Genomic DNA, 20,807 nt, shown 5'->3' with positions numbered 1-20,807 from the left:
ATTTCAGCTTGCTCTTTGTACGTTTCAGAATAAATTTGTGATCCAATCCTTAAACGAATTGCGAAATTTGTAGTGATTTAATAGCTATATACAAGTAAAACGAATGCAGGATAAGACTATCTATAAAAATGAGAAAAATCTAATCAGTACAAACAAGAAAAGGTTATTATTTACCCTACTCTCTTTTTTTTCTCATCTATCTTGTTGCCTATATTATAGATCCATTTTCTAGTTGCTGGAATGGCTATTTTCAACGAAATATGTTTGAAATATTAGGAGAATGGACCTTTACCATTATTTACAGTTTCCTTATTTCAGAGTTCAGTATTATTGTCCATAATAAATTGGATCGTATCTTAACATGGAAAGACAATCCAACAGAAAGGCTTCTGATTGAAACCGTCATTAACCTCATCGTGGTTCTTCTTATCAATTTATTACTAGTTTACATTATTTCCCGTTATTATTATGAGCTACAAAACCTCACCATTGCAACATCCTTAGAAGAAAAAAAAGGCGCCATACAAAATATCTCCATCAGTGTTATGATCGCTTTAATGATTATGGGGATTAACATTGGTATCCATCTGATCAACAACTGGAAGAATGAATCTATACGTGCCGCCAAACTGGGGCAAGTTATTCTCGAAACAGAACTTCAATCACTGAAGCTACAGATTGACCCGCATTTCGTTTTCAACAATTTGAGCGTATTATCCGAAATAATTTTAGAGGATCAGCAACTTGGTTATGAATATGCCGAAAATTTCTCCAAAATATACCGTTACCTATTGGTGAATTCAAAAAAGATGTTATTTCTCTTGAAGAGGAACTCAATTTCTTAGATTCCTATATTTTCTTAATAAAAAATAGATTTGGAGAAGGAGTTCATTTTGAAATAAATGTAGATCCTGCAAAATCCAATTATCAACTACCGCCACTCACCTTACAGCTTTTGGTCGAAAATGCACTAAAGCACAATCAAACCAATAAAAACGTTCGTTAAAAATTAAGGTATACACCAATGCACATAACCAGTTAGTTGTCGAAAATATTTTGATACCAATAGAAAATGTATCAGAGTCATCGGGAATAGGTATTTCGAATATCATTAAAAGATATGATCTATTGTCAAATCTGCAACCAGAGATCTTGAACAATGGAAAGACATTCAAAGTTAATCTACCACTTATAGAACAAAACTCATGAGTATAACCAACGTATTGATTATTGAAGATGAAAAATTGAATGCTGATCGTCTAAAACGACTATTGAAGGAAATAAAGCCATCAATACAGATACTCGATGTCTTGGATAATATTGCCGACAGCATCACTTGGTTTCAAAGTAATAAGTCTCCGGATTTGGTCATGATGGATATCCGTCTTTCTGATGGTCTAAGTTTCGAGATCCTGGAAAGCATTAAAATTGACTGCCCCATTATCTTTACGACAGCCTTTGATGAATATGCCGTCAGAGCCTTTAAATTCAACAGTATAGACTATCTCCTAAAACCTGTAGAAAAAAAAAAGAATTAGAAAACGCATTGGTCAAATTAGACAGTCTTCAACTTCAACAGATGAGTCAGGATCCGATCCAAGGCCTATTGGATTTTATCTATCCCAAAGATTTCAGAACCCGGTTTCTCCTGCCCTACAAAGACGGTTATAAAACAATACTGGTGGAAGACATTCAATATTTTTACTCAGAGTTTAAATTAACACATGCCAAGCTGAAATGTGGTACCGTCGAAATTGTACCGCAAACCTTAGAAGAACTGGAGCAACAATTAAATCCCAAAGTTTTTTCCGTGCCAATCGACAATTTATAGTGCATATAGATGCAATAAAGAGATTACATAATCATTTTAATGGCAAACTTAAAATCGAAATCAAACATAGCGAAGATGTCGAAATCCTTGTCAGTCGGGAAAAAGCCCAGCTCCTAAAAAACTGGTTGGACTATTAGTATACAGTAGTTCTTATCTCGAAATTTTTGGGTACAATCAACGAAGTGCCGTCAGGTGTTTAGGTAGCGTCTTTCTAAGGAAAACGACAAAAAGACCTGTTTTGATTAAATAATATCAAAATTCAGCGCATTATAGCTACGTTTCAGTAAGCAATTGTTACGTCTCGGTAGATTTCCTTATTATATCCCTTAAAAGAATTCTTTCTTTTGCTTTAAATAAAATGATAAAATGGCACTAAGAACGATGACTTTAAAACCTATCCTTACATTTATTACAGCAGCTACACTATTATCGTCCTGTGGAGGCAGCCAAGAACAACCGCAAGAGCAGGCAGTTACTGTTGACTTTATCGAATTATCCCCGCACAAGCGGAGACGGAAAAAAATACCCCGGTACCTTGGAGGGCGCCGTCAATGTTGATGTAAAAGCTCAGGTAACAGGTTACCTGGAGCAAATCTATGTGAAAGAAGGGGATTATGTCACAAAGGCCAAGCCCTTTTCAAAATAAAAGGTGATGTATACAATGAACAGGTAAATAATAGCAGAGCAGCCTATCAAGCGGCATTATCTGCGGAACAAAATGCGAAACTGGAAATTGAAAAAATCAAACCACTCGTAGAAGGTAAAGTGTATACCGACCTTCAGCTTAAAACTGCAGAAGCGAACTACGCTGCGGCAAAAGCGCAGGTTGCCCAAGCACAAGCCGCTTTAGGTTCCTCGCAGATCAATGCAAGATTTACATTAATCAATGCCCCCGTAAGTGGCTACATTGGACGGATTCCCAATCGTATTGGAAATCTGATCACTGCAGCTGACGCAATGCCATTAACAACATTGTCTGAAATCAATACCGTGAACGTTTATTTTTCGTTGAGCGAGGCTGATTTTATCAGCTTTATGAAAGATCATAATACGCTATCAAGCAATCAACAAGCAACATTGATTCTCGCTGACGGCACAGCGTATAATCACCCTGGAAAAGTAGAAATGGCCAGTGGTAATATCGATAGAACGACCGGTAGTATGATACTAAAGGCTGTTTTCGCCAACCCAGACAAGATACTTCGTTCTGGCGGTTCAGCCAAAGTTGTCTTAAAAAGGCTCATGATAATGTATTGTTAGTCCCTATGGCAGCTGTTAAAGACATTCAGGATCGCTATTTTGTCTATGTTATTGGAGACAAAAACAAAATTGCCATGAAGCAGATCGAAATTGCCGGAAATACGGCCAATGAGTATCTACTTAAATCAGGTCTGACAGCGGGCGAAAAAATCGTAATGAATAGAATTGATATGCTTAATGACGGAATGCAGGTTCAACCTACTAAAAAATAAAAGCCTGTATTAGATTTATCTAAAATTAAAATAAAATGCTGAAGAAATTTATTGACAGGCCAGTTTTGGCAACTGTTATATCTATCATATTTGTCATACTCGGATAATTGGTCTTTTAAGGCTACCGCAGACACGGTTTCCCGATATCGCTCCACCTACAGTCCAAGTTACGGGAAGCTACCCCGGGGTAATAGTGAGACCGTATTGCGGTCAGTTGTTACACCGCTGGAGGAGCAGATCAATGGCGTTGAGGACATGGAATACATTACCTCAACGGCAAGTAACGATGGTACATTCTCTGTACGTATTGTCTTTAAGGCTGGTGTAAATCCAGATCAAGCGGCCGTAAACGTGCAGAACAGGGTGCAACAGGCAACACCGATCCTGCCACAGGAAGTTGTGCGAATGGGATTGACGACCTCCAAACAACAGAATAGTATGATCATGATTTTTAATATCTATACAGTAGATAACAAAAATATGACGAACTATTCCTACAGAACTATGTGAATATCAACCTAATTCCACAGATCAAACGTGTTCCGGGTGTAGGTCAGGCTATGGTATTTGGTTCGAAAGATTACTCTATGCGCGTTTGGTTGAATCCTCAGAAAATGGCGAGTTATGATCTTGTACCCCAAGAAGTCATCGCTGCCATTTCCAAGCAAAGTCTGGAGTCCGCACCCGGAAAACTAGGTGAAGAATCAAAGGCACCATTGGAATATGTGATTCGATATAAAGGGAAAAAGAATCTTCCGGAACAGTATGAAAACATTATTGTTAAAAATAATGATGTTCAGATCGTTAGGTTGAAAGATGTTGCCCGGATAGAATTCGGTTCAATTAGTTATAATGGTAATTCGCAAAACAATGGTCTAAATACCGTTACTATTGGTATTTTCCAGACTTCTGGTTCCAATGCCAACGAAATTGAAATCGGTATCGATAAACAGATCGAAATAGCGCAACGCTCATTTCCTCCTGGAATCAAGATATTTAAACTGATCAGTACCAAAGAGCGTCTGGATGAGAGTACCGCTCAAGTCCGTTCAACATTAATTGAAGCGTTCATTTTGGTCTTTTTGGTTGTTTTCTTATTCCTACAGGATATCCGATCGACCATTATTCCGGCGATCGCAGTACCAGTAGCCATCGTAGGTACATTCTTTTTCTTACTGGTGTTTGGGTTTACCATCAATATATTAACCCTTTTCGCCTTGGTACTGGCCATCGGTATTGTGGTTGATGATGCCATTGTCGTCGTCGAAGCTGTCCATGGCAAGATGGAAACATCAACCATGACCGGTAATGAGGCCACACACAGTGCCATGAGTGAAATAACCGGTGCGGTCATCTCGATTACATTGGTCATGTGTGCAGTGTTTATTCCTATCGGTTTTATGACCGGTTCATCGGGAATGTTTTACAAACAATTTGCCTATACACTGGTTATCGCTATTGTGATTTCAGCGATCAATGCATTGACGTTGACGCCGGCTCTTTGTGCCTTGTTACTGAAAAACACACATGCCGAAAATCATGATGGGCGAACTCAAAAACAGGATTCTCACAACGCTTTTTCAAAGCCTTTAATGCTGGTTTTGAAAACATGACAAATCGATACGTTGGCTCGCTGAAATTTCTTGTTAAGAAAAAATGGTTAGCAGCGTTATTAATTATCGCTACAATAGGCGCTGCAGGATATCTCATGACCAGTACGTCAAAAAGCTTTGTCCCTATGGAAGATGATAACTTTGTCGTGTACAGTTTGGAGATGCCTCCGGGTACCGGTCTCGATCGGACAACAAAAGCTGTAGGAAAAATAGAGAAACTATTGGCTGACTTACCTTCTATTGAAAGCCACACGAGTATCACGGGTTTCAATATGATTGGTAACAACTCCAGTGCAGCTTATGCAACAGGGTTCATCCGTTTAAAGGATAAGAAGAAACGTGGCGAAATGAATGATATTGATCAGATTCATCAGGTGATTTCTCAAAAGCTAACTACGGTTAAAGAAGGTAATGCGATGGCTTTCCGCTCCCCTCCTGTTGATGGTTATGGTATGATGAACGGTGCCGAACTTGTACTACAAGACAGAGCCGGAAAATCTCCGGTAGAGCTTAAAGCAATGTCCGATTCTGTTATTGCCAAGATTATGCAACAACCAGGTGTACAATTTGCCTATACCATGTTTAGAGCAGATTATCCACAAATGGAATTGGAAGTTGACGAAGATAAAGCGGCTCAGCTTGGTGTAGATGTCAGTGAAATGCTTTCGTCTGTTCAGACGTATTTTGCAGGCGACCAGTCATTGAATTTCAATCGCTTTGGTAAGTTCTACCGTATCGCTGTAAAAGCGGACGGAATTTTTAGAACAGATAAGGACGCATTCAATGAAATATTTGTCAAGAACAACAAAGGGGAAATGCTACCGGTAAATACATTGGTAACACTTCGCAAAGTCTATGGACCAGAGTCCGTGACACGTTACAACTTGTATAATTCGCTTACCATTAACGTCGTTAGTAATCCAGGTATCAGTAATGGTGCTATTATGGAAACACTGGAGAAAAATGTGCTGAACAAATTGCCAGGAGACTATAGTTACGAATGGACAGGACTTAGTTTGGAAGAAAAATCTTCTGGCAATCAGACGATGATCATTTTGACATTGAGCTTATTGTTCGTCTACTTCTTACTTTCCGCACAGTATGAGAGCTACCTGTTGCCACTGGCGGTGCTGTTATCGATCCCGACAGGGATTATAGGATCATTCTTGGGAACACGTGCTATCGGTCTGGACAATAATATATACGTTCAAGTCGGATTGATCATGTTGATTGGTCTTTTGGCGAAGAATGCGATCCTGATCGTTGAGTTTGCATTGCAGCGTAGACGGGCGGGTTCTTCACTCATTGATTCAGCCCTGGAAGGTGCCAAAGCACGTCTTCGCCCAATTTTAATGACTTCATTAGCCTTTATAGCGGGTATGATCCCGCTGATGTTTGCTACTGGAGGAACAGCAACAGGTAATCACTCTATTAGTACTGGGGCAGCTATGGGTATGTTAAGCGGGGTGATCCTTGGGGTGATCGTTATACCATTATTGTATCTGGTGTTTCAATATTTACAGGAGAAGGTTTCAAGAAAAAACTCGTGGACAAGACAAACGATTAAAATGAAAAAATTTCATCACTATATTACTATTTTAGCAGGTACTTCCCTACTTCTCGCTTCGTGCAGTGTGGGCAAAAATATACACGTCAAGACATGGAGTTACCGGACAACTTCAGAAATAACGAAATTGTCCTGACCTCAGATACACTGGCATTATCGTGGCGGAAGTTTGTGAAAGATCCTAATTTGACTGCGCTTATTGAAAAAGCACTGATCAAAAACACAGACGTTAGTGTAGCACTTTTGAGTATGCAGCAGCTGGAGCTCTCCTATAAACAATCAAAAAGGGCCTTTTACCAACACTTGATCTAAACGTAGGAGCAAATAGAACCTGGTTATCTACCAATTCCCTGAATGGATCGCTCAGCGATCAATTTATTGGGACACCTTATATGGATGACTATAACGCCACACTCCGACTTTCTTGGGAGGTAGACATCTGGGGAAAGGCAAAGATGCAGAAAGAAGAAGCATTAGCAAACTTCTTTGGACAGAAGGAGAATTTATCTGCGTTGAAAACCCGTATTATAGTTCAGGTTATCCAATCTTACTACAATCTGATCGCATTGGACGAACAGTTAAAGATTGCACAAAAAAATGTACAACTTAGTGACAGTACATTAAGTATGATACGTCTGCAATACAATTCCTCGCTCGTGAGTTCATTAGCTGTAGAACAGGCCGAAGCACAAAAGAAAACTGCCGAATTGCTGATTCCACTGGCAGACCAGAATATTGCTATTGAAGAAAATGCCATAAGTATACTATGTGGTGGCTTCCCCGATAAAATCCAGCGTTCCGAAGGTCTTGATGCAACTGTTGTCGGTGGGACATTGGCAACGGAGTTCCAGCCGAACTGCTTAGCCGGAGACCTGATGTCAAAGCGGCCGAGTATGCTGTTGTTGCAGCTAACAGTAGAATAGGATTGGCCAAAGCAGCGATGTATCCTTCGATAAGTTTAACTCCTTCGATCGGCACAAACTCTTTTCAATTCAATCGCTGGTTTGATCTTCCGGGGTCCATTGTGAAAACAATAGCAGGAAATATCACCCAACCGATCTTTCAAAAAGGTGCGTTAAAAACGAACTATGAGATTTCGATAATCGAACGGGAAAAATTGGCGGTACAATTTAAACAGTCTGTTATGCTCGCAGTTTCGGAGGTATCGGATGCTTTAGCAAAAATAAAGCATAGCGACCGGAGACTTCAGCTGATTGAAGCTAAATCCAACTCATTGGCCAAAGCAACTTCAGACGCTGCCCTATTATACAAAAGTGGCATGGCAAATTATTTAGAAGTCATTACTGCGCAAAACAACGCGTTACAAAATGATCTCGAACAGATTAGCATTAAACGGGAAAAACTTAATGCCGTGGTGGATCTATACCGTGCATTGGGAGGAGGAAGCGACACCGAGTAATAAATCATCGCGTATACTGACCCAGGTTCGCTCAATTCTTGAGCGATATTCAGGATCATAATAGTTTAATTAAGAGGGCTAACGAAAGTTTAGCCCTTTTTATGCGCTTTTAGTCATCATATAAAACACAATTTCCTTTAATTAATACTGATATTCGCTACAATTATTTGAATTAAACCACTGGATTTTATTATCTTCGGGTAAGAAATAGAATGTTATGAACAGAACAAGCTGTCTTCCTCCTCCAATCGCTTAATATTTTTTTAAATATTAATAAAGCATGGCACCGAATAATCGGCTGATTCCCCATGTTTTATATTCTCAATCAAATTTTATAACAATAGTATCTGTCTTTTCAAAGATAGAGCTGGAAGACAATATTTTATGAAACATTCATATTTCATACTACATCTTGCTGTGGTATGTTTGGGCATATCCGGAGTATTGGGCAAAGTCATCAGTCTCAATGAAGGTATGCTAACCTGGTATCGTGTATTTTTTTCGGCCATTTTCCTTTTTTTATTGCAAAATGGTCAAAAGTAACCAATGAAATCAGCTTACGTGAAAAATTAGCGATTGCAAAAATGGTTTATTGATTACCGCCTCCTGGTTACTTTTCTATGCCAGTATCAAATACTCCAATATTTCAATCGGGGTAGTTTGTTACTGTATGGCAAGTTTCTTTACCGCAATCTTTGCTCCTATCATTAACAAAACGAGATTTAAAAGTTCAGAGTTTTTTCTGAGTGGACTAACGCTTTGTGGCATAGCTTTAATATTTCATTTTGATACAGCACATCAAATGGGCATTATTTTCGGGATCATTTCACCGGCTTTTGCTTCGCTTTATGCAATTTATAACGAACGTCTGGTCAAGCGACACAGCAGTATAATCATCAACTATTATCAAATGATTGGTGGAAGTGTCGGTCTTGGGTTGATCCTCCCCTTTTATCTTTATTATTATCCGATATCGTCTTTTATCCCCAATACAATGGATCTCATTTACCTCCTAATTTTGTCGCTGTGCTGTACCGTGGCTGTATACCTTGCCTTCACAGAAATTTTAAAGAAAATTTCTGCCTTTACACTCAATTTAAGTCTCAATCTAGAACCTGTATATGCCATCCTGATTGCATTTTTATTCTTCAATGAATCCAAAGAGCTCAATCTTTCATTTTACATCGGGCTTTCCCTGGTTATGCTTTCTGTGCTTATACAGGCGCTCATCAGTAGAAAAAGGAAAAATCAGAAAATTAGTACATAAAAATGGCTTTTGAGTAATATAGTGTGATTGCTATCGGATTAAATGATGTTAATTCAAACAAAGAAGCCTAAATTCTGTTCGGAGAAAATCCTATATTTACATAACATCGGGCATCCACTTGATGTTGGAAATTCAGGTAGATTCCTCCAATAAATGACAATATCAATTAAACAATATCATGAGCAATTCTTCTTCAGACAATAAACTTGTCCACGAACAAATTCAATACCTTGAATTTATATCTAGCGATCTTGAGCGAGCTAAAAAATTCTATTCAGCAAGTTTTGATTGGAACTTTACGGATTACGGCCCTGAGTATACAGCCTTTGATGGCAAATATGTGGATGGAGGATTTACAGTCGGCACACCGGTAAACGGTAGCATTTTGGTTGTCCTTTATTCGAATGATTTGCTATCCACACGTGATAAAGTCGTCCGTGCAGGTGGCACCATCGTTAAAGATATCTTTAGCTTTCCTGGTGGTAAACGATTTCAATTCAAAGACCTCGATGGTTATGAATTGGCCGTATGGGCAACAGAATAATCCCTATCATAATAGAATAGGCCCCATCGAAGCGAACATTGGGTAAAAACAGAAAAGAGCTTAATTTATCATTAAGCTCTTTTCTGTTTTTGGTAATTTTTATTTTTGTTCTTATTGAAACGTCTTCGATTTTGTGGATTGCTGCTTTTCTTCGCCGGATTATATTCGGGCCCAGCTTCAAAGCCTTCCGGCAAAGCGATTTGTTCTACGGGATAACCGATCAGGTTTTCGATCTGAAAAAGCGCTGCTGATCTTTATCATTCACAAAAGTAATCGCTGTACCCGTTGTCGCTGCACGTGCAGTACGTCCGATACGGTGTACATAATCTTCGGATCTGGTGGGACATCGTAGTTTACGACCAGACTGATACCTACGATATCGATACCACGTGAGATAACATCTGTTCCCACAAGTACCCGCACCTGACGTGATCTAAATCTGCTCATGATATCCTCACGTTTAGCCTGCTCAAGATCTGAGTGAAAGCCTTCGGCATCTATACCCTGTTTTTGAAGTTCTTGCGCCAGTAATTTAACTGTAGTTTTTTGCGAGGCAAAGATGATCACAGAAACATAATTAACATCCTGTAAGATGATCTTTAAAAGATCCATTTTTTGCTTATCATATACCAGATATGCGCGCTGGTCTATACCCTCTGAAGGTTTTGAAATGGCGATATTGACCTCAACAGGTTGATAAAGAATCTTTCTCGCAAAATTTCTGATCTTGAGGGGCATAGTTGCTGAAAAAGCAACATTTGCTTTTTCTTAGGTAAGTAACTGACGATACGCAATATATCATCTTGAAAGCCCATATCCAACATGCTATCCGCTTCATCCAGTACGAAATGCGTCAGATGAGTTAAATCGACTTTCATCGACGTAAGATGGCTGATTAATCGGCCGGGGTAGCAACAATAATATTAACCCCTTCCCGAATAGCTCGTTTCTGTTGTTCGTAGCCCATTCCATCTCCGCCTCCATATATGGAGATGGATGTCGCCCCTGTGTAATAAGACATGCCCATGATCTGTTGATCTATTTGCAGTGCCAATTCCCTTGTCGGAACCAGGATAATCGCGCGAATAAACTCCTTTGCGTCTCTCGCAACAGCATCTAAAATTGGCAACATATATGCCGCCGTTTTACCGGTACCTGTTTGCGCACAGGCAATCATATCACTACCCTTCTTAATGATGGGGATTGTCTGTTCCTGAATAGGCGTCGCCTCTTCAAACATCATGCTTTCTAAGCCCTCTTCCAATTCCGAACAAAACCAAATTCAGTAAATCTCAAATTTTATTATTTTATTAAATATGCGCTAAGTTACTAAAACTAATCTATATATGATGTCAGCATTTGTTACGCTAGGAGTTACATAGAAAATATATCCTGAGAACTCTCCTAGCGAATCTTCGTTATTTTAACCTAAGTTACTTTTGGAAGTATCAGCCAATCTCAACAATGTGTATCCTAATATACCTGCACAAAGAGAAGCAATGAGCACCGCAAATTTGGCTTCCTCAATCAAAAAGGCATCGTCAAAGGATAAGATAGATATGAAGATAGACATGGTAAAACCAATACCTCCTAATAAACCAACACCGAATATCTGCGGCCAACTTGCACCTTCTGGAAGTTGCGCTATTTTCATTTTTTTAGCAATAAAACAAATCACAAATATACCAATTGATTTTCCTGCAATCAATCCCGCAATAATACCCAGCCCCAATTTGGACGTTAAACCGCCAACCATTTCAGCATGAATTGGAATTAATGTATTTGCGAAAGCAAATAAAGGAATGATTATAAAATTTACAGGCTTGGTCAGTAGATGCTCCAGTTTTCCAATGGCGATTCTTTTTCATCTGGCGTTGTGGGTAACGTCATGGCAACCAAAACACCGGCTATAGTCGCATGAATGCCCGAATGGTGGATAAAATACCAAATGAATACCCCGGAATAAGGTAGGCCCATAGGGCTTTTACACCAAGTTTATTTAGAATAATCAGAAAAGCAAATATTCCCAGCGCAATAAATAGATAGGTCGCATGAATTCCACTGCTATAGAACAAAGCAATGACTAAGATCGCAAGCAAATCATCTACAATAGCCAAAGCTGCTAAAAAGATCTTGAGACTTGCCGGAACTTTATTTCCCAAAAGTGTGATAACAGCAAGTGCAAATGCGATATCCGTAGCCATTGGTATCCCCATCCGTGTGCGGTGTCGCCCGCATCTTTATTGATCACAAAATAGATTGCCGCTGGCAGGAGAGCTCCCCCTACTGCTGCCAGAATAGGAAGAACAGCCTTACTTGCTGAAGATAATTCTCCCTCAACAATTTCTCTTTTGATTTCCAATCCGACTAAGAGGAAGAAAATAGCCATCAGCCCATCGTTGATCCATAAGAGCCATGAATATTTTAAATGGATATTATCCGTTTCAAGTCCCACCTCCCGAAGAAGAAAGTCCATTACCGATCCATATAGCGATGTATTCGCTACAATGAGTGCCAAGATAACACAGGAAAACAGAATAATCCCACCAGCAAAGCTAGATTTCAAAAATTCTCTAAAGACAGTTAAATTAATAAGTTTTGACATGACAATAATATCTTTAAACGCTTAAAAGGTTTACAATATACGACTTTACGACCATTAATGCACCTTTTGAGCGGCATTACCTGAATATATTCCATTAGTACACTAAAAAAACTTCTTTTTCACCGTGCCGCTCCAAATCCAAAATTTTAACAACAACTTTATCAATTATAGGGGTAATTTGACTTTAAATTCCCCTCTCAAAACATACATACTTCGCAAAATCAACAGCTTACGTTACAAAGTATATAAAACCACATTTAGATATTGTCATTTTTGTAAAATTAATTTGTCTTTATTGCAAAAAATAGTTAGCTTGCTACTATAGTTAATAAACCGTTTATTATGTGCAAGAAGTGGATTTTCATGGTGCTTCTTTTCGTAGCAAATTTTACATATGCGCAGACGACAGAGGATACAACCCAACATCAACAACAATCAGGCTCCCATTATATCATTTTAGGGATCGTAGCAATTATTGTCATCGTTTTTATATTATACAGAAGGCAAAAGAGGAAATTTAATGAATAAGGGAGATCAATTGATCTCCTTATTGTTTCTCCCTGAATTTCTATCGAAATAAATTCATCCCCTTGTTTATCCACATCATTCATTGTGTTTAATCGGCTCATTTGTCTGTGCCAAACGTTGCGATCCTGTATTCGCTGGACAAGCAATATCATCTGTCGCATCATAAACCAATTTTTACCTTTCAATTTCGTGATCAGTTCCTCCGGTACATACACCTGTACTTTGGTTACGGAGTAACCGCTTGGAAAATAACGCACATAGTAGCCATCGGGATGAAGTGTCCAGATTCCACTCGGAACATCCGTACGAGGTTCGGCCATACCTGCCATAATTGCGTACTTTTCAAACTCAGCATAAGAATAGTTGCCTGAAGAAACCAGCTGTCTGATATTATTTTCTGCTTCAAATATCGCTTGCACAGCTGGAGGCATCTGGTCTTTAGCCTTTTGCACCACATCAAACGGCAATATACCTAGCGCGCCACCTTCTAGCATTAATAATTGCTCCGGTGTCAATAACCGCAATGCGGTTTCCTTGACCTCCCGGAATAGTCTATAAATTTAGTTTTAGCAATAATTGTCCATAATAACATCTGTATTGATGATTGTTCAACTTCCGGATGTTTTTCCGCGCTTTTCAAGATAGCGATGACAACCTCCCGCTTTTTCCTAATGTAGGCGCATACATATAGCCATCCCCTTAGATGGTGCATAAGTCCCTGCCTTTAAGCAATAGCTTTTGTTGGTCATTTCAAAATGGCCAGCTTCAAGCAAATAGCCGTCCTGGCCATTTTTCTGCAAATTTTCCAATGGCTTATAAGTAGCTGTATTTTGAAAATCAGGCATCTGTTCGCCTTTCCGATTTACATCCTCAAAACTTGTGCTTATCGCCTCAGGTTCCTTTAAAAGCTTGTCTAACCCTAACGCTTTACTCCCTTTCGAAGCAACTGCCTTACTTGCTTTGTCAAGCAATCCACCAAATTGAGCATAGGCACCCTGCAAATTCAGCAAAAAAGCAGCAACGAGTACTAAAGCATACGTAATGCTATTTCTTTTCATAATTATTCTTTTCATTTCGACGCTAAAGCCACAAAAAGAAGCCAATTTATTAGCAAAATCCCAATTCATAATTTATTAATCTGGTGTGCATCTTTTCAATGATATACGATCATCTGGACTGTCTCAAATTTTATATTTCATATTTTTCTTTCGTTGGTCAATCGCTTGGAAAGCGATATTTCTCACGATCCATTATTCGGGTTATTTGATAAGGAATTGATGTTTGCAAATAGTTAAAAAATACAAGATTAAAACGTATCTTTGCAGCATGATTAACGTGTCAAATCTCTCCCTTCGTTATGGTAAACGTGTACTATTCGAAGATGTCAATTTAAAATTTACACCTGGCAACTGTTACGGCATTATTGGTGCCAATGGAGCTGGTAAATCTACTTTCTTAAAAATTATTTCTGGCGAAGTTGATCCCTCTACAGGTTCGGTGGCATTCACGCCTGGCGAACGTATGTCTGTATTGAGTCAGGATCACTATGCTTTCGATGAATATACAGTGTTGGAAACTGTCATGATGGGTAACCAAGAGCTTTACAAAATCATGAAAGAGAAAGACGCTATTTACATGAAAGAGGATTTCTCTGATGCAGATGGTGAACGTGCCGGTGAACTCGAAAGTCTTTTTGCAGAAATGGACGGATGGAATGCAGAATCCAATGCAGCTACCCTATTGAGTAGCTTAGGCATTAAAGAAGAGCTTCACTACAAGTTAGTATCTGAAATTGATGGTAATCAAAAAGTACGTGTCTTATTGGCACAGGCACTATTCGGTAATCCAGATATCTTGATTCTCGATGAGCCTACCAATGACTTGGACATCAATACAATTGCGTGGTTAGAAGACTTTTTGGCTACTTATGAAGCAATTGTACTCGTTGTATCCCACGACCGTCACTTCTTGGATGCAGTGTGTACACACACTGTTGATATCGACTTTGGTAAAATGACCATCTATACAGGTAACTACTCGTTCTGGTACGAATCTTCACAATTAGCGTTAAAACAACGGTCTGATCAAAACAAAAAGATGGAAGACAAGGTTAAGGAACTTCAGGAATTTATCCGTCGTTTCTCAGCCAATGCTTCCAAATCAAAACAAGCTACTTCCCGTAAGAAAGCTTTGGATAAGATCAATATTGATGAGATCAAACCTTCCAACCGTAAATATCCTGCGATCATGTTCAATACCATGAACCGCGAACCGGGTGACCAAACATTACAAGTAGAAGGTTTAAGCAAAACGGTCAACGGTGAGGTATTCTTCAAGGATATCACATTTATGATTAATAAAGGTGATAAAATTGCGGTGTTGGGGCCTAATTCCCTAATCACAACTGCCTTTTACGATATTATCACAGGTAGAGACACTGACTTCGGTGGGGAATTCAAATGGGGTATTACCATCACTCCTGCTGATATGCCAATTGAAAATGCAGCGTTTTTTGAAGGTAAAAATGAAAATTTGGTCGATTGGTTAAGAGACTATACAACAAACCCTGAAGCGGATGAGCAGTTCCTACGTGGATTCTTAGGAAAAATGTTATTCTCCGGTGAAGAAGTAATGAAAAAGTTTCTGTCCTTTCCGGGGTGAAAAAATGCGTTGTATGTTTTCAAGAATGATGTTACAGGGGCTAACTTCTTGGTTTTTGATGAACCGACCAACCACTTGGATCTGGAATCAATTACAGCATTGAACAATGGTATGTCAGACTTTAAAGGATCAATGTTATTCACATCCCGTGACCACGAGTTGACTGAGACTGTTGCAAACAGAATCATTGAATGACACCAAAAGGAATCATCGACAAGTTGATGACCTATGATGAATACATCAATAGCGATGTTGTAAAAGCACAACGCGCAGAGATGTATAAATAAGATAATTTATCCCAATTTTATAAAGGCTCCATAATTTATTTTATGGGGCTTTTTATTTATAGGTGCCCTCCTATTCTGGTATTCGAAAAATGCCAAAATACAAAAAAGCACTGAAGGGGACTCAGTGCTAATCGCGATTGATATGAAAGAATTGAGAAAGTCTACTGAATTGAAGGCTTTATTAGATGCCACCCCAATTGTAGCGATACCGCACAATGGTCAGACAGATCCTGCCCCGCCCTATTTTGAAAAAGTTTCTTTTGAACCTGATAGTTCTTTGCTTCAAATACCATCCGATCATTATTACGGTAATAGATCTTATCAATGCCCTCACAGTCATCTGTTAATTCCAATGCGGCCATGGCAACAAAGTTTTGCTTGCTTTGAGGGATCTTACCCCTATTTTTCAAATTCACCCATGCATCTACCAAACCTAGTTCTCCCTGAAAGGAAACAATATTATCCAATGCGTACGCATAATGAGCATTAAAATCTCCCATGATTAACAAAGGCTGTCCTGCGGAGTTCTTTTGAATATAGCTTTTCAATTGATTCAGGTTTTTCTGACGTGCTATTGCCGCATTAGGATCATCCTGAGCTGTTGCATGTACATTGTAAACATCAATAAAAACCTCTTTTGCCAATTGAATGCGTGCATAGGAAAAACCTTTGGGAGTCAAGCAATCCGCTCCATTACAAGCATCCCACTTTACGCGCTCAAAGTCTTGGATCGGATATTTCGACAACGTACTCAATCCATCACCAAAAGGTACACCGCCCATGTTTTCCGTTCGATAACTATGTCTATTCTTGCTGTATAAAAATTTATTGTAATTGAAATCCTCTTGCACGTTCACAATATCAAAGGGATTTACCAGCTCGCCAATGGAAGTAATACTCGAAACTCTTTCCGTTACAGCGCTTGAAATTAACTCTGGAAGACCGGCAATATTATAAGTTAATAAATTAAGCTTTCCCTCGCTGGCATCAGGCATATCGACATACACCATGTTCATTGGTCTAACTTGTTTAGGTTTCAATTTGAATCCCAACATGATGCCTGCAGAAGCACAAACAGATAAAATAAGAACTTTACGAAGACCTTTAAGTCTAGTTTTCCTTTCGAACAATAAATCTAACAACATGGACTGAATAATTTGTTCATTCCAAAAGTAAAGCCCCAAGATTAGCTTAACTATATTCTTAAATTAATTTTATTTATAAAAATTATTTACAAATCATTAATAACAAACAATTTATAAACACTTTAATGATAAAAGATTAATATCAAAATAGCTTTTGAGTTATCCTTTTCGAATATTTTTATGAAACCCCTAATAAGAATAAAATGAGAAAGGTAGCCTTCTTTACAGAAATACTCGTTGAGGATTTCGACGGTGCATCTCGAACAATGTTTCAGCTGATAAACCGTATTGATCAACAGAATTTTAAGTATTTCTTTATTTATGGTGGTGGCCCCACACAATTCCGGGACTTTCATTCGTACAAAGTGCCTACATTTAAAATACCAGTCAATGAAGATTATTGTCTGGCTATTCCGCAGCTTATCAAAAAAAAGCTCGAACTGGCTTTGGATGAATTCGCGCCGGACATCATTCACATCGCTACACCATCTCTTCTCGGTTTTTTTGCGTTAAATTATGCCAAACGTAGAAATATACCCGTATTAACGATCTACCACACACATTTTATATCCTATATAGCCTACTACTTCAAAAATATCCTCCCGCTGGTCAAACCCACCGAACAATGGATGAAACGGGCGATGAACAATTTTTATAACAAATGTGATATTGTCTATGTTCCCACCAAGTCTATCTTAACTGAGCTCCAACAGATTGGGCTTGAACAGGACGGCTTAAAACTTTGGCAAAGGGGCATTGATACACAATTATTTACACCTCAAAAAAGAATAGCAGTTATATTCAACAACTGACCAAAAATCATAAACCAACGGTATTATTTGTTAGTCGGATCGTTTGGGAGAAAAATATCAAAACGCTGATCGATATCTATCAGCAGATACAAGCCCAACAACTGGACTACAATTTTATCGTTGTCGGGGAAGGAACGGCCAAAGTAACAGCAATGCAAGAAATGCCTAATGCTATTTTTCTAGGAAAAAGACACATCAGGAACTTGCGGTACTGTATGCATCAGCAGATGTATTTGTCTTTCCTTCAGTTTCAGAAACCTATGGCAACGTTGTAGTCGAAGCATTGGCATCGGGTCTTCCATGTGTGATCGCTGATGGTGGCGGTTCAGCATCGCTAATTCAACACGGGGTTACCGGGTTTAAATGTCAGCCTGAAAATGCAGCTGGGTATGTCTATTATTTAAAGAAAATTCTCTCTGACAACGTGCTAAGAAAAATCTGATTACAGCCGGTCTTTCTTATGTAGGCCAATTAGATTGGACACGATTATCCCAACAGTACTTTGATGATATTGAATTACTTGCTGAAAAAACGCAAGACGCAGACCTCGCATGGGCAAATTAATAACATCCCGTCAATTGATCAAAGCTGTCTTCTTACTTCTGATCTTGACATCTATGATAATTTTTGTAATCCACAGCGATCTTTCGGCGTTGAAAAAGAGCTGTCAACGATTGGCTATCGCTTTATTTTTATCGTATTTACGACTTTAGTTGCCTATCTTTTTGGAACGCTAGCCTGGTGGGTTTGTCTGGACACTTCCAAAAAAAAAGATTAATATTTTAGAACTTTTTGCCGTACGTCAAATTGGCGAAACTGTTGGACTCTTTAATCCCACCAGTATTATTGCCGGCGATTTACTGAAAGCCGAGCTGATAACCCGATATGACATCCCTTTACAGCAGGGACTCAGCTCGGTCGCCATCTCACGCATTACAGCCATACTTTCCCAATTAAGTATTTTCTTACTGGCCATGATCTGGCTGATGCTTTCGCCCTTAAAAACAAGGTGATGCAGTATACGGGATACGCTATCTATGTCGTATGCGTAGTATTGTTGCTATTTGTAGTCTTAATATTCTACTGGCTAGTTTCCACCAAAACAACACCTAAAAATAACTCTGCTGATACTTCATTTGTATCGAAAGCAAAAAATCAGCTCCAGAAATTGCTTTGGGATACGAAAGACTTCTATCAACAACAAAATAAAGTATTTTGGTACTCCTACCTGCTGTTTGCGCTGCATTGGCTAATTGGTAGCCTGGAATTCTATCTGATCTTAAAATTTCTGGCTGTCGATGTCAGGGTTATTCACGGATTAATTTTAGACATGAGCGTCATCCTATTTAAGAGTGCAGGCGCATTTATTCCCGGTCAACTGGGCGTTGAGGAAATATCCAACAAACTACTGCTTAGCACGATTGGAATTTCAGGTGGAAGTATCTGGTTGAGTGTCTCTCTCCTACGTCGTGGCCGCCAGGTATTCTGGACAGCTATTGGCGCTATATTTTATCTATGTATCAAAAGAAAAACCATACATGTTACCATCTGAAATAGAAATTTTGTTTATCAGCCATAAATATCCACCTGCGGTTGGAGGGATGGAAAAACAGAGCTTTGAGCTCATTAATAATGCTGCGCTCTATCTCAAAGTACATACAATCGTTTATGACAACGAAGAGTCCATTTTGACGTTCTTCTTTCGCCTAAATCAACGTATTCTATCCAAAATTAAAGATAATCCCGGCATTCGGCTTCTTCATTTTAACGATGGATTAATCGCTGCTTTAGCATCTTTTCACAAGGGCTACGATCATTTAAAAAAGTTGTCACCCTTCATGGTCTTGATATTGTTTTTCCATTTCCTTATTTCCAACATAAAGTAATCCCCGCTTCAATACATTTGATCAGGTTATTGCGGTCAGTCAGGCCACCGCCAACGCCGCTCAATCGCGTGGTATTGATTCTTCCAGAATCTCAGTTATCCCAAATGGAGTAGATCCTGCCCTTCCCAACACTGCTTTAATACCAGATAAGCACAGGGATTTCACCGAAACTGAGCATCTTCAATTAAAGGGGAATACGCCACCTCCGCCTTACTTTATCACACTTGGAAGGCCAGTAAAGCGCAAAGGGTTCTCCTGGCTAATGCAGCATGTCATTCCTGCCCTTCATGGCAATTTCAAGCTCCTGATGGTCGGGCCATTTGATCAAAGACCAACCTTGAAAGAGCGTCTGCTCAATCTCTTACCAGCTAAACTCTACCATCTGTCCACCTTATTTTTGGGGCATCCAACTGATCAACAAGAAATGCGCAGATTATTGAAAGCCTATCCCGAAAAAATCCAGCATCTAGGGAAGGTTCCCTTCGCCCAATTAAAACATCTTCTTGCAAATGCGAAGGCGTTCCTGATGCCCAATATCCACGTACCGGGAGATATGGAAGGTTTCGGCCTGGTTTGTCTTGAAGCATCTTCAGCGGGCGCTGTTGTTGTAGCCTCCGAATTGAAGGAATCACGAGCGCAATTACACATAACCACAACGGTCTTTTGCTCAACACTCAGGATACGGATGCCTGGATCGGGCAATTGCAATCCATTTTGGATAATCCCGACCATTATCAAAATCTTGGACAGCAATTTAAGAACAATACCAATGCTGATTTTAGCTGGGATATCATGGCCAGAAGCTATTGTCATACCTTCGTCGGGCTCTGCCAAAAACCGCAACCAGACGATAAACTTAGCTCTTTCACAAATGAAGAATCCGTTCGTAGTAATGTTTTATTGGTTTAAAGAATATCAACTGCGTTATGATGCATGCTGAGAAGACAAGCAGTACTGGAAAAGAAAAGAAAGTAATTGTTATAAAGAATAACAACAGAAAAAGACGCAGCATTTCAAGCGGAAAGACCCATTTCTCATGTTCCAACAATCCACCGATACAGATGACACTACACAAAATAAAAAGACCACCAACAAGCAATTGTACAATATTTTGATAACTACCATAAAGTAAAAAGAAAAACAGAAGTCCCATGGTTAGCATCGATTGG

General features: G+C 39.1%; 22 protein-coding genes and 6 pseudogenes. 22 read left to right on the top strand and 6 right to left on the bottom strand.

Features of this window, described 5'->3' with window-relative positions; translation table 11 throughout:
- The first annotated feature begins 260 nt into the window (after nt 1-260).
- The 14 genes and pseudogenes from KUH03_RS36485 (at nt 261) to KUH03_RS36415 (ending at nt 9,714) form a co-directional block, all read left to right on the top strand.
- Entirely contained in the window at nt 261-845 is a 585-nt protein-coding gene (locus tag KUH03_RS36485; protein ID WP_257089484.1) for a histidine kinase, read from the top strand.
- A 360-nt stretch (nt 846-1,205) separates the two neighbouring features.
- Nucleotides 1,206-1,538 carry a LytTR family DNA-binding domain-containing protein gene (locus KUH03_RS36480; protein WP_257089482.1) on the top strand — a complete coding sequence of 111 codons (333 nt, stop codon included), beginning with the start codon at nt 1,206-1,208 and terminating at the stop codon, nt 1,536-1,538.
- Nucleotides 1,539-1,546: 8 nt separating this feature from the next.
- Nucleotides 1,547-1,831 carry a hypothetical protein gene (locus tag KUH03_RS36475; RefSeq protein ID WP_257098083.1) on the top strand — a complete coding sequence of 95 codons (285 nt, stop codon included), beginning with the start codon at nt 1,547-1,549 and terminating at the stop codon, nt 1,829-1,831.
- A complete protein-coding gene (locus KUH03_RS36470; RefSeq protein ID WP_257089480.1) occupies nt 1,738-1,968 on the top strand; it encodes a LytTR family DNA-binding domain-containing protein in 231 nt (76 codons plus the stop codon). Before KUH03_RS36475 ends, KUH03_RS36470 begins: the two co-directional genes overlap by 94 nt.
- Before the next feature lie 299 nt (nt 1,969-2,267).
- Nucleotides 2,268-2,477 (top strand): hypothetical protein, encoded by a 210-nt coding sequence (locus KUH03_RS36465; protein ID WP_257089478.1) that lies wholly within the window; start codon nt 2,268-2,270, stop codon nt 2,475-2,477.
- The gene (locus tag KUH03_RS36460; RefSeq protein WP_257097681.1) at nt 2,474-3,091 is read left to right on the top strand and encodes an efflux RND transporter periplasmic adaptor subunit; all 618 of its coding nucleotides are present in this window, start codon (nt 2,474-2,476) and stop codon (nt 3,089-3,091) included. The genes KUH03_RS36465 and KUH03_RS36460 overlap by 4 nt, the downstream gene beginning before the upstream one ends.
- Nucleotides 3,085-3,303, top strand: coding sequence for a hypothetical protein (locus tag KUH03_RS36455; RefSeq protein ID WP_257089476.1), 219 nt, complete (start codon nt 3,085-3,087; stop codon nt 3,301-3,303). Before KUH03_RS36460 ends, KUH03_RS36455 begins: the two co-directional genes overlap by 7 nt.
- Before the next feature lie 51 nt (nt 3,304-3,354).
- Nucleotides 3,355-4,916: pseudogene (locus KUH03_RS36445) on the top strand (efflux RND transporter permease subunit).
- Nucleotides 4,913-6,619: an efflux RND transporter permease subunit gene (locus tag KUH03_RS36440; RefSeq protein ID WP_257089470.1), complete on the top strand. Its 1,707-nt coding sequence runs from the start codon at nt 4,913-4,915 to the stop codon at nt 6,617-6,619. The pseudogene KUH03_RS36445 and the gene KUH03_RS36440 overlap by 4 nt, the downstream one beginning before the upstream one ends.
- Nucleotides 6,577-6,795, top strand: coding sequence for a hypothetical protein (locus tag KUH03_RS36435; RefSeq protein ID WP_257089468.1), 219 nt, complete (start codon nt 6,577-6,579; stop codon nt 6,793-6,795). Before KUH03_RS36440 ends, KUH03_RS36435 begins: the two co-directional genes overlap by 43 nt.
- The gene (locus KUH03_RS36430) at nt 6,762-7,406 is read left to right on the top strand and encodes a TolC family protein (protein WP_257097679.1); all 645 of its coding nucleotides are present in this window, start codon (nt 6,762-6,764) and stop codon (nt 7,404-7,406) included. The genes KUH03_RS36435 and KUH03_RS36430 overlap by 34 nt, the downstream gene beginning before the upstream one ends.
- The gene (locus tag KUH03_RS36425) at nt 7,316-7,903 is read left to right on the top strand and encodes a TolC family protein (RefSeq protein ID WP_306429865.1); all 588 of its coding nucleotides are present in this window, start codon (nt 7,316-7,318) and stop codon (nt 7,901-7,903) included. Before KUH03_RS36430 ends, KUH03_RS36425 begins: the two co-directional genes overlap by 91 nt.
- Before the next feature lie 802 nt (nt 7,904-8,705).
- The gene (locus KUH03_RS36420) at nt 8,706-9,170 is read left to right on the top strand and encodes a DMT family transporter (protein ID WP_257089466.1); all 465 of its coding nucleotides are present in this window, start codon (nt 8,706-8,708) and stop codon (nt 9,168-9,170) included.
- A gap of 178 nt (nt 9,171-9,348) precedes the next feature.
- Entirely contained in the window at nt 9,349-9,714 is a 366-nt protein-coding gene (locus KUH03_RS36415; protein WP_257089464.1) for a VOC family protein, read from the top strand.
- Between the two features lie 261 nt (nt 9,715-9,975).
- Here the strand turns inward: KUH03_RS36415 and KUH03_RS36410 are convergent, their stop codons facing one another.
- From KUH03_RS36410 to KUH03_RS36390, 5 genes and pseudogenes are all read right to left on the bottom strand, one after another.
- A complete protein-coding gene (locus KUH03_RS36410) occupies nt 9,976-10,452 on the bottom strand; it encodes a C-terminal helicase domain-containing protein (RefSeq protein ID WP_257089462.1) in 477 nt (158 codons plus the stop codon).
- Nucleotides 10,362-10,891, bottom strand: a pseudogene (locus tag KUH03_RS36405) (DEAD/DEAH box helicase). Before KUH03_RS36405 ends, KUH03_RS36410 begins: the two are co-directional and overlap by 91 nt.
- A 246-nt stretch (nt 10,892-11,137) precedes the next feature.
- Nucleotides 11,138-12,319, bottom strand: a pseudogene (gene nhaA, locus KUH03_RS36400) (Na+/H+ antiporter NhaA).
- Nucleotides 12,320-12,765: 446 nt separating this feature from the next.
- The gene (locus KUH03_RS36395; protein ID WP_257089460.1) at nt 12,766-13,371 is read right to left on the bottom strand and encodes a hypothetical protein; all 606 of its coding nucleotides are present in this window, start codon (nt 13,369-13,371) and stop codon (nt 12,766-12,768) included.
- 144 nt (nt 13,372-13,515) lie between these two features.
- Entirely contained in the window at nt 13,516-13,920 is a 405-nt protein-coding gene (locus KUH03_RS36390) for a hypothetical protein (RefSeq protein ID WP_257089458.1), read from the bottom strand.
- Between the two features lie 253 nt (nt 13,921-14,173).
- Between KUH03_RS36390 and KUH03_RS36385 the strand changes: the two are divergent.
- Nucleotides 14,174-15,795, top strand: a pseudogene (locus KUH03_RS36385) (ABC-F family ATP-binding cassette domain-containing protein).
- A 161-nt stretch (nt 15,796-15,956) separates the two neighbouring features.
- On the opposite strand, the gene KUH03_RS36380 reads toward KUH03_RS36385, so the two are convergent.
- Complete coding sequence (locus tag KUH03_RS36380) at nt 15,957-16,850, bottom strand: endonuclease/exonuclease/phosphatase family protein (protein WP_257089456.1); 894 nt, start codon at nt 16,848-16,850, stop codon at nt 15,957-15,959.
- 293 nt (nt 16,851-17,143) lie between these two features.
- On the opposite strand from KUH03_RS36380, the gene KUH03_RS36375 reads away from it, so the two are divergent.
- The 7 genes and pseudogenes from KUH03_RS36375 to KUH03_RS36345 all read left to right on the top strand — a co-directional run bounded on the left by KUH03_RS36375 (nt 17,144) and on the right by KUH03_RS36345 (nt 20,578).
- Nucleotides 17,144-17,752 (top strand): glycosyltransferase, encoded by a 609-nt coding sequence (locus KUH03_RS36375; protein ID WP_257089454.1) that lies wholly within the window; start codon nt 17,144-17,146, stop codon nt 17,750-17,752.
- A gap of 50 nt (nt 17,753-17,802) precedes the next feature.
- Nucleotides 17,803-18,194: pseudogene (locus KUH03_RS49730) on the top strand (glycosyltransferase); the annotation flags it as partial.
- Between the two features lie 60 nt (nt 18,195-18,254).
- On the top strand, nt 18,255-18,530 hold the full coding sequence (locus KUH03_RS36360; RefSeq protein ID WP_257089452.1) for a hypothetical protein: 276 nt from the start codon (nt 18,255-18,257) through the stop codon (nt 18,528-18,530).
- 231 nt (nt 18,531-18,761) lie between these two features.
- On the top strand, nt 18,762-19,304 hold the full coding sequence (locus KUH03_RS36355) for a lysylphosphatidylglycerol synthase domain-containing protein (protein WP_306429282.1): 543 nt from the start codon (nt 18,762-18,764) through the stop codon (nt 19,302-19,304).
- Between the two features lie 49 nt (nt 19,305-19,353).
- Entirely contained in the window at nt 19,354-19,638 is a 285-nt protein-coding gene (locus tag KUH03_RS36350; protein ID WP_257089448.1) for a hypothetical protein, read from the top strand.
- 19 nt (nt 19,639-19,657) lie between these two features.
- Nucleotides 19,658-19,747, top strand: a pseudogene (locus KUH03_RS49725) (glycosyltransferase family 4 protein); the annotation flags it as partial.
- Nucleotides 19,727-20,578: a glycosyltransferase gene (locus KUH03_RS36345; protein ID WP_373564885.1), complete on the top strand. Its 852-nt coding sequence runs from the start codon at nt 19,727-19,729 to the stop codon at nt 20,576-20,578. The pseudogene KUH03_RS49725 and the gene KUH03_RS36345, both read left to right, overlap by 21 nt.
- Nucleotides 20,579-20,807: the final 229 nt, after the last annotated feature.

This window comes from Sphingobacterium sp. E70 (assembly GCF_019285695.1).
Lineage (GTDB): Bacteria > Bacteroidota > Bacteroidia > Sphingobacteriales > Sphingobacteriaceae > Sphingobacterium > Sphingobacterium detergens.
The sequence above is the reverse complement of the archived record's forward strand: the minus strand, read 5'-3'. Positions and strand labels throughout refer to the sequence as shown.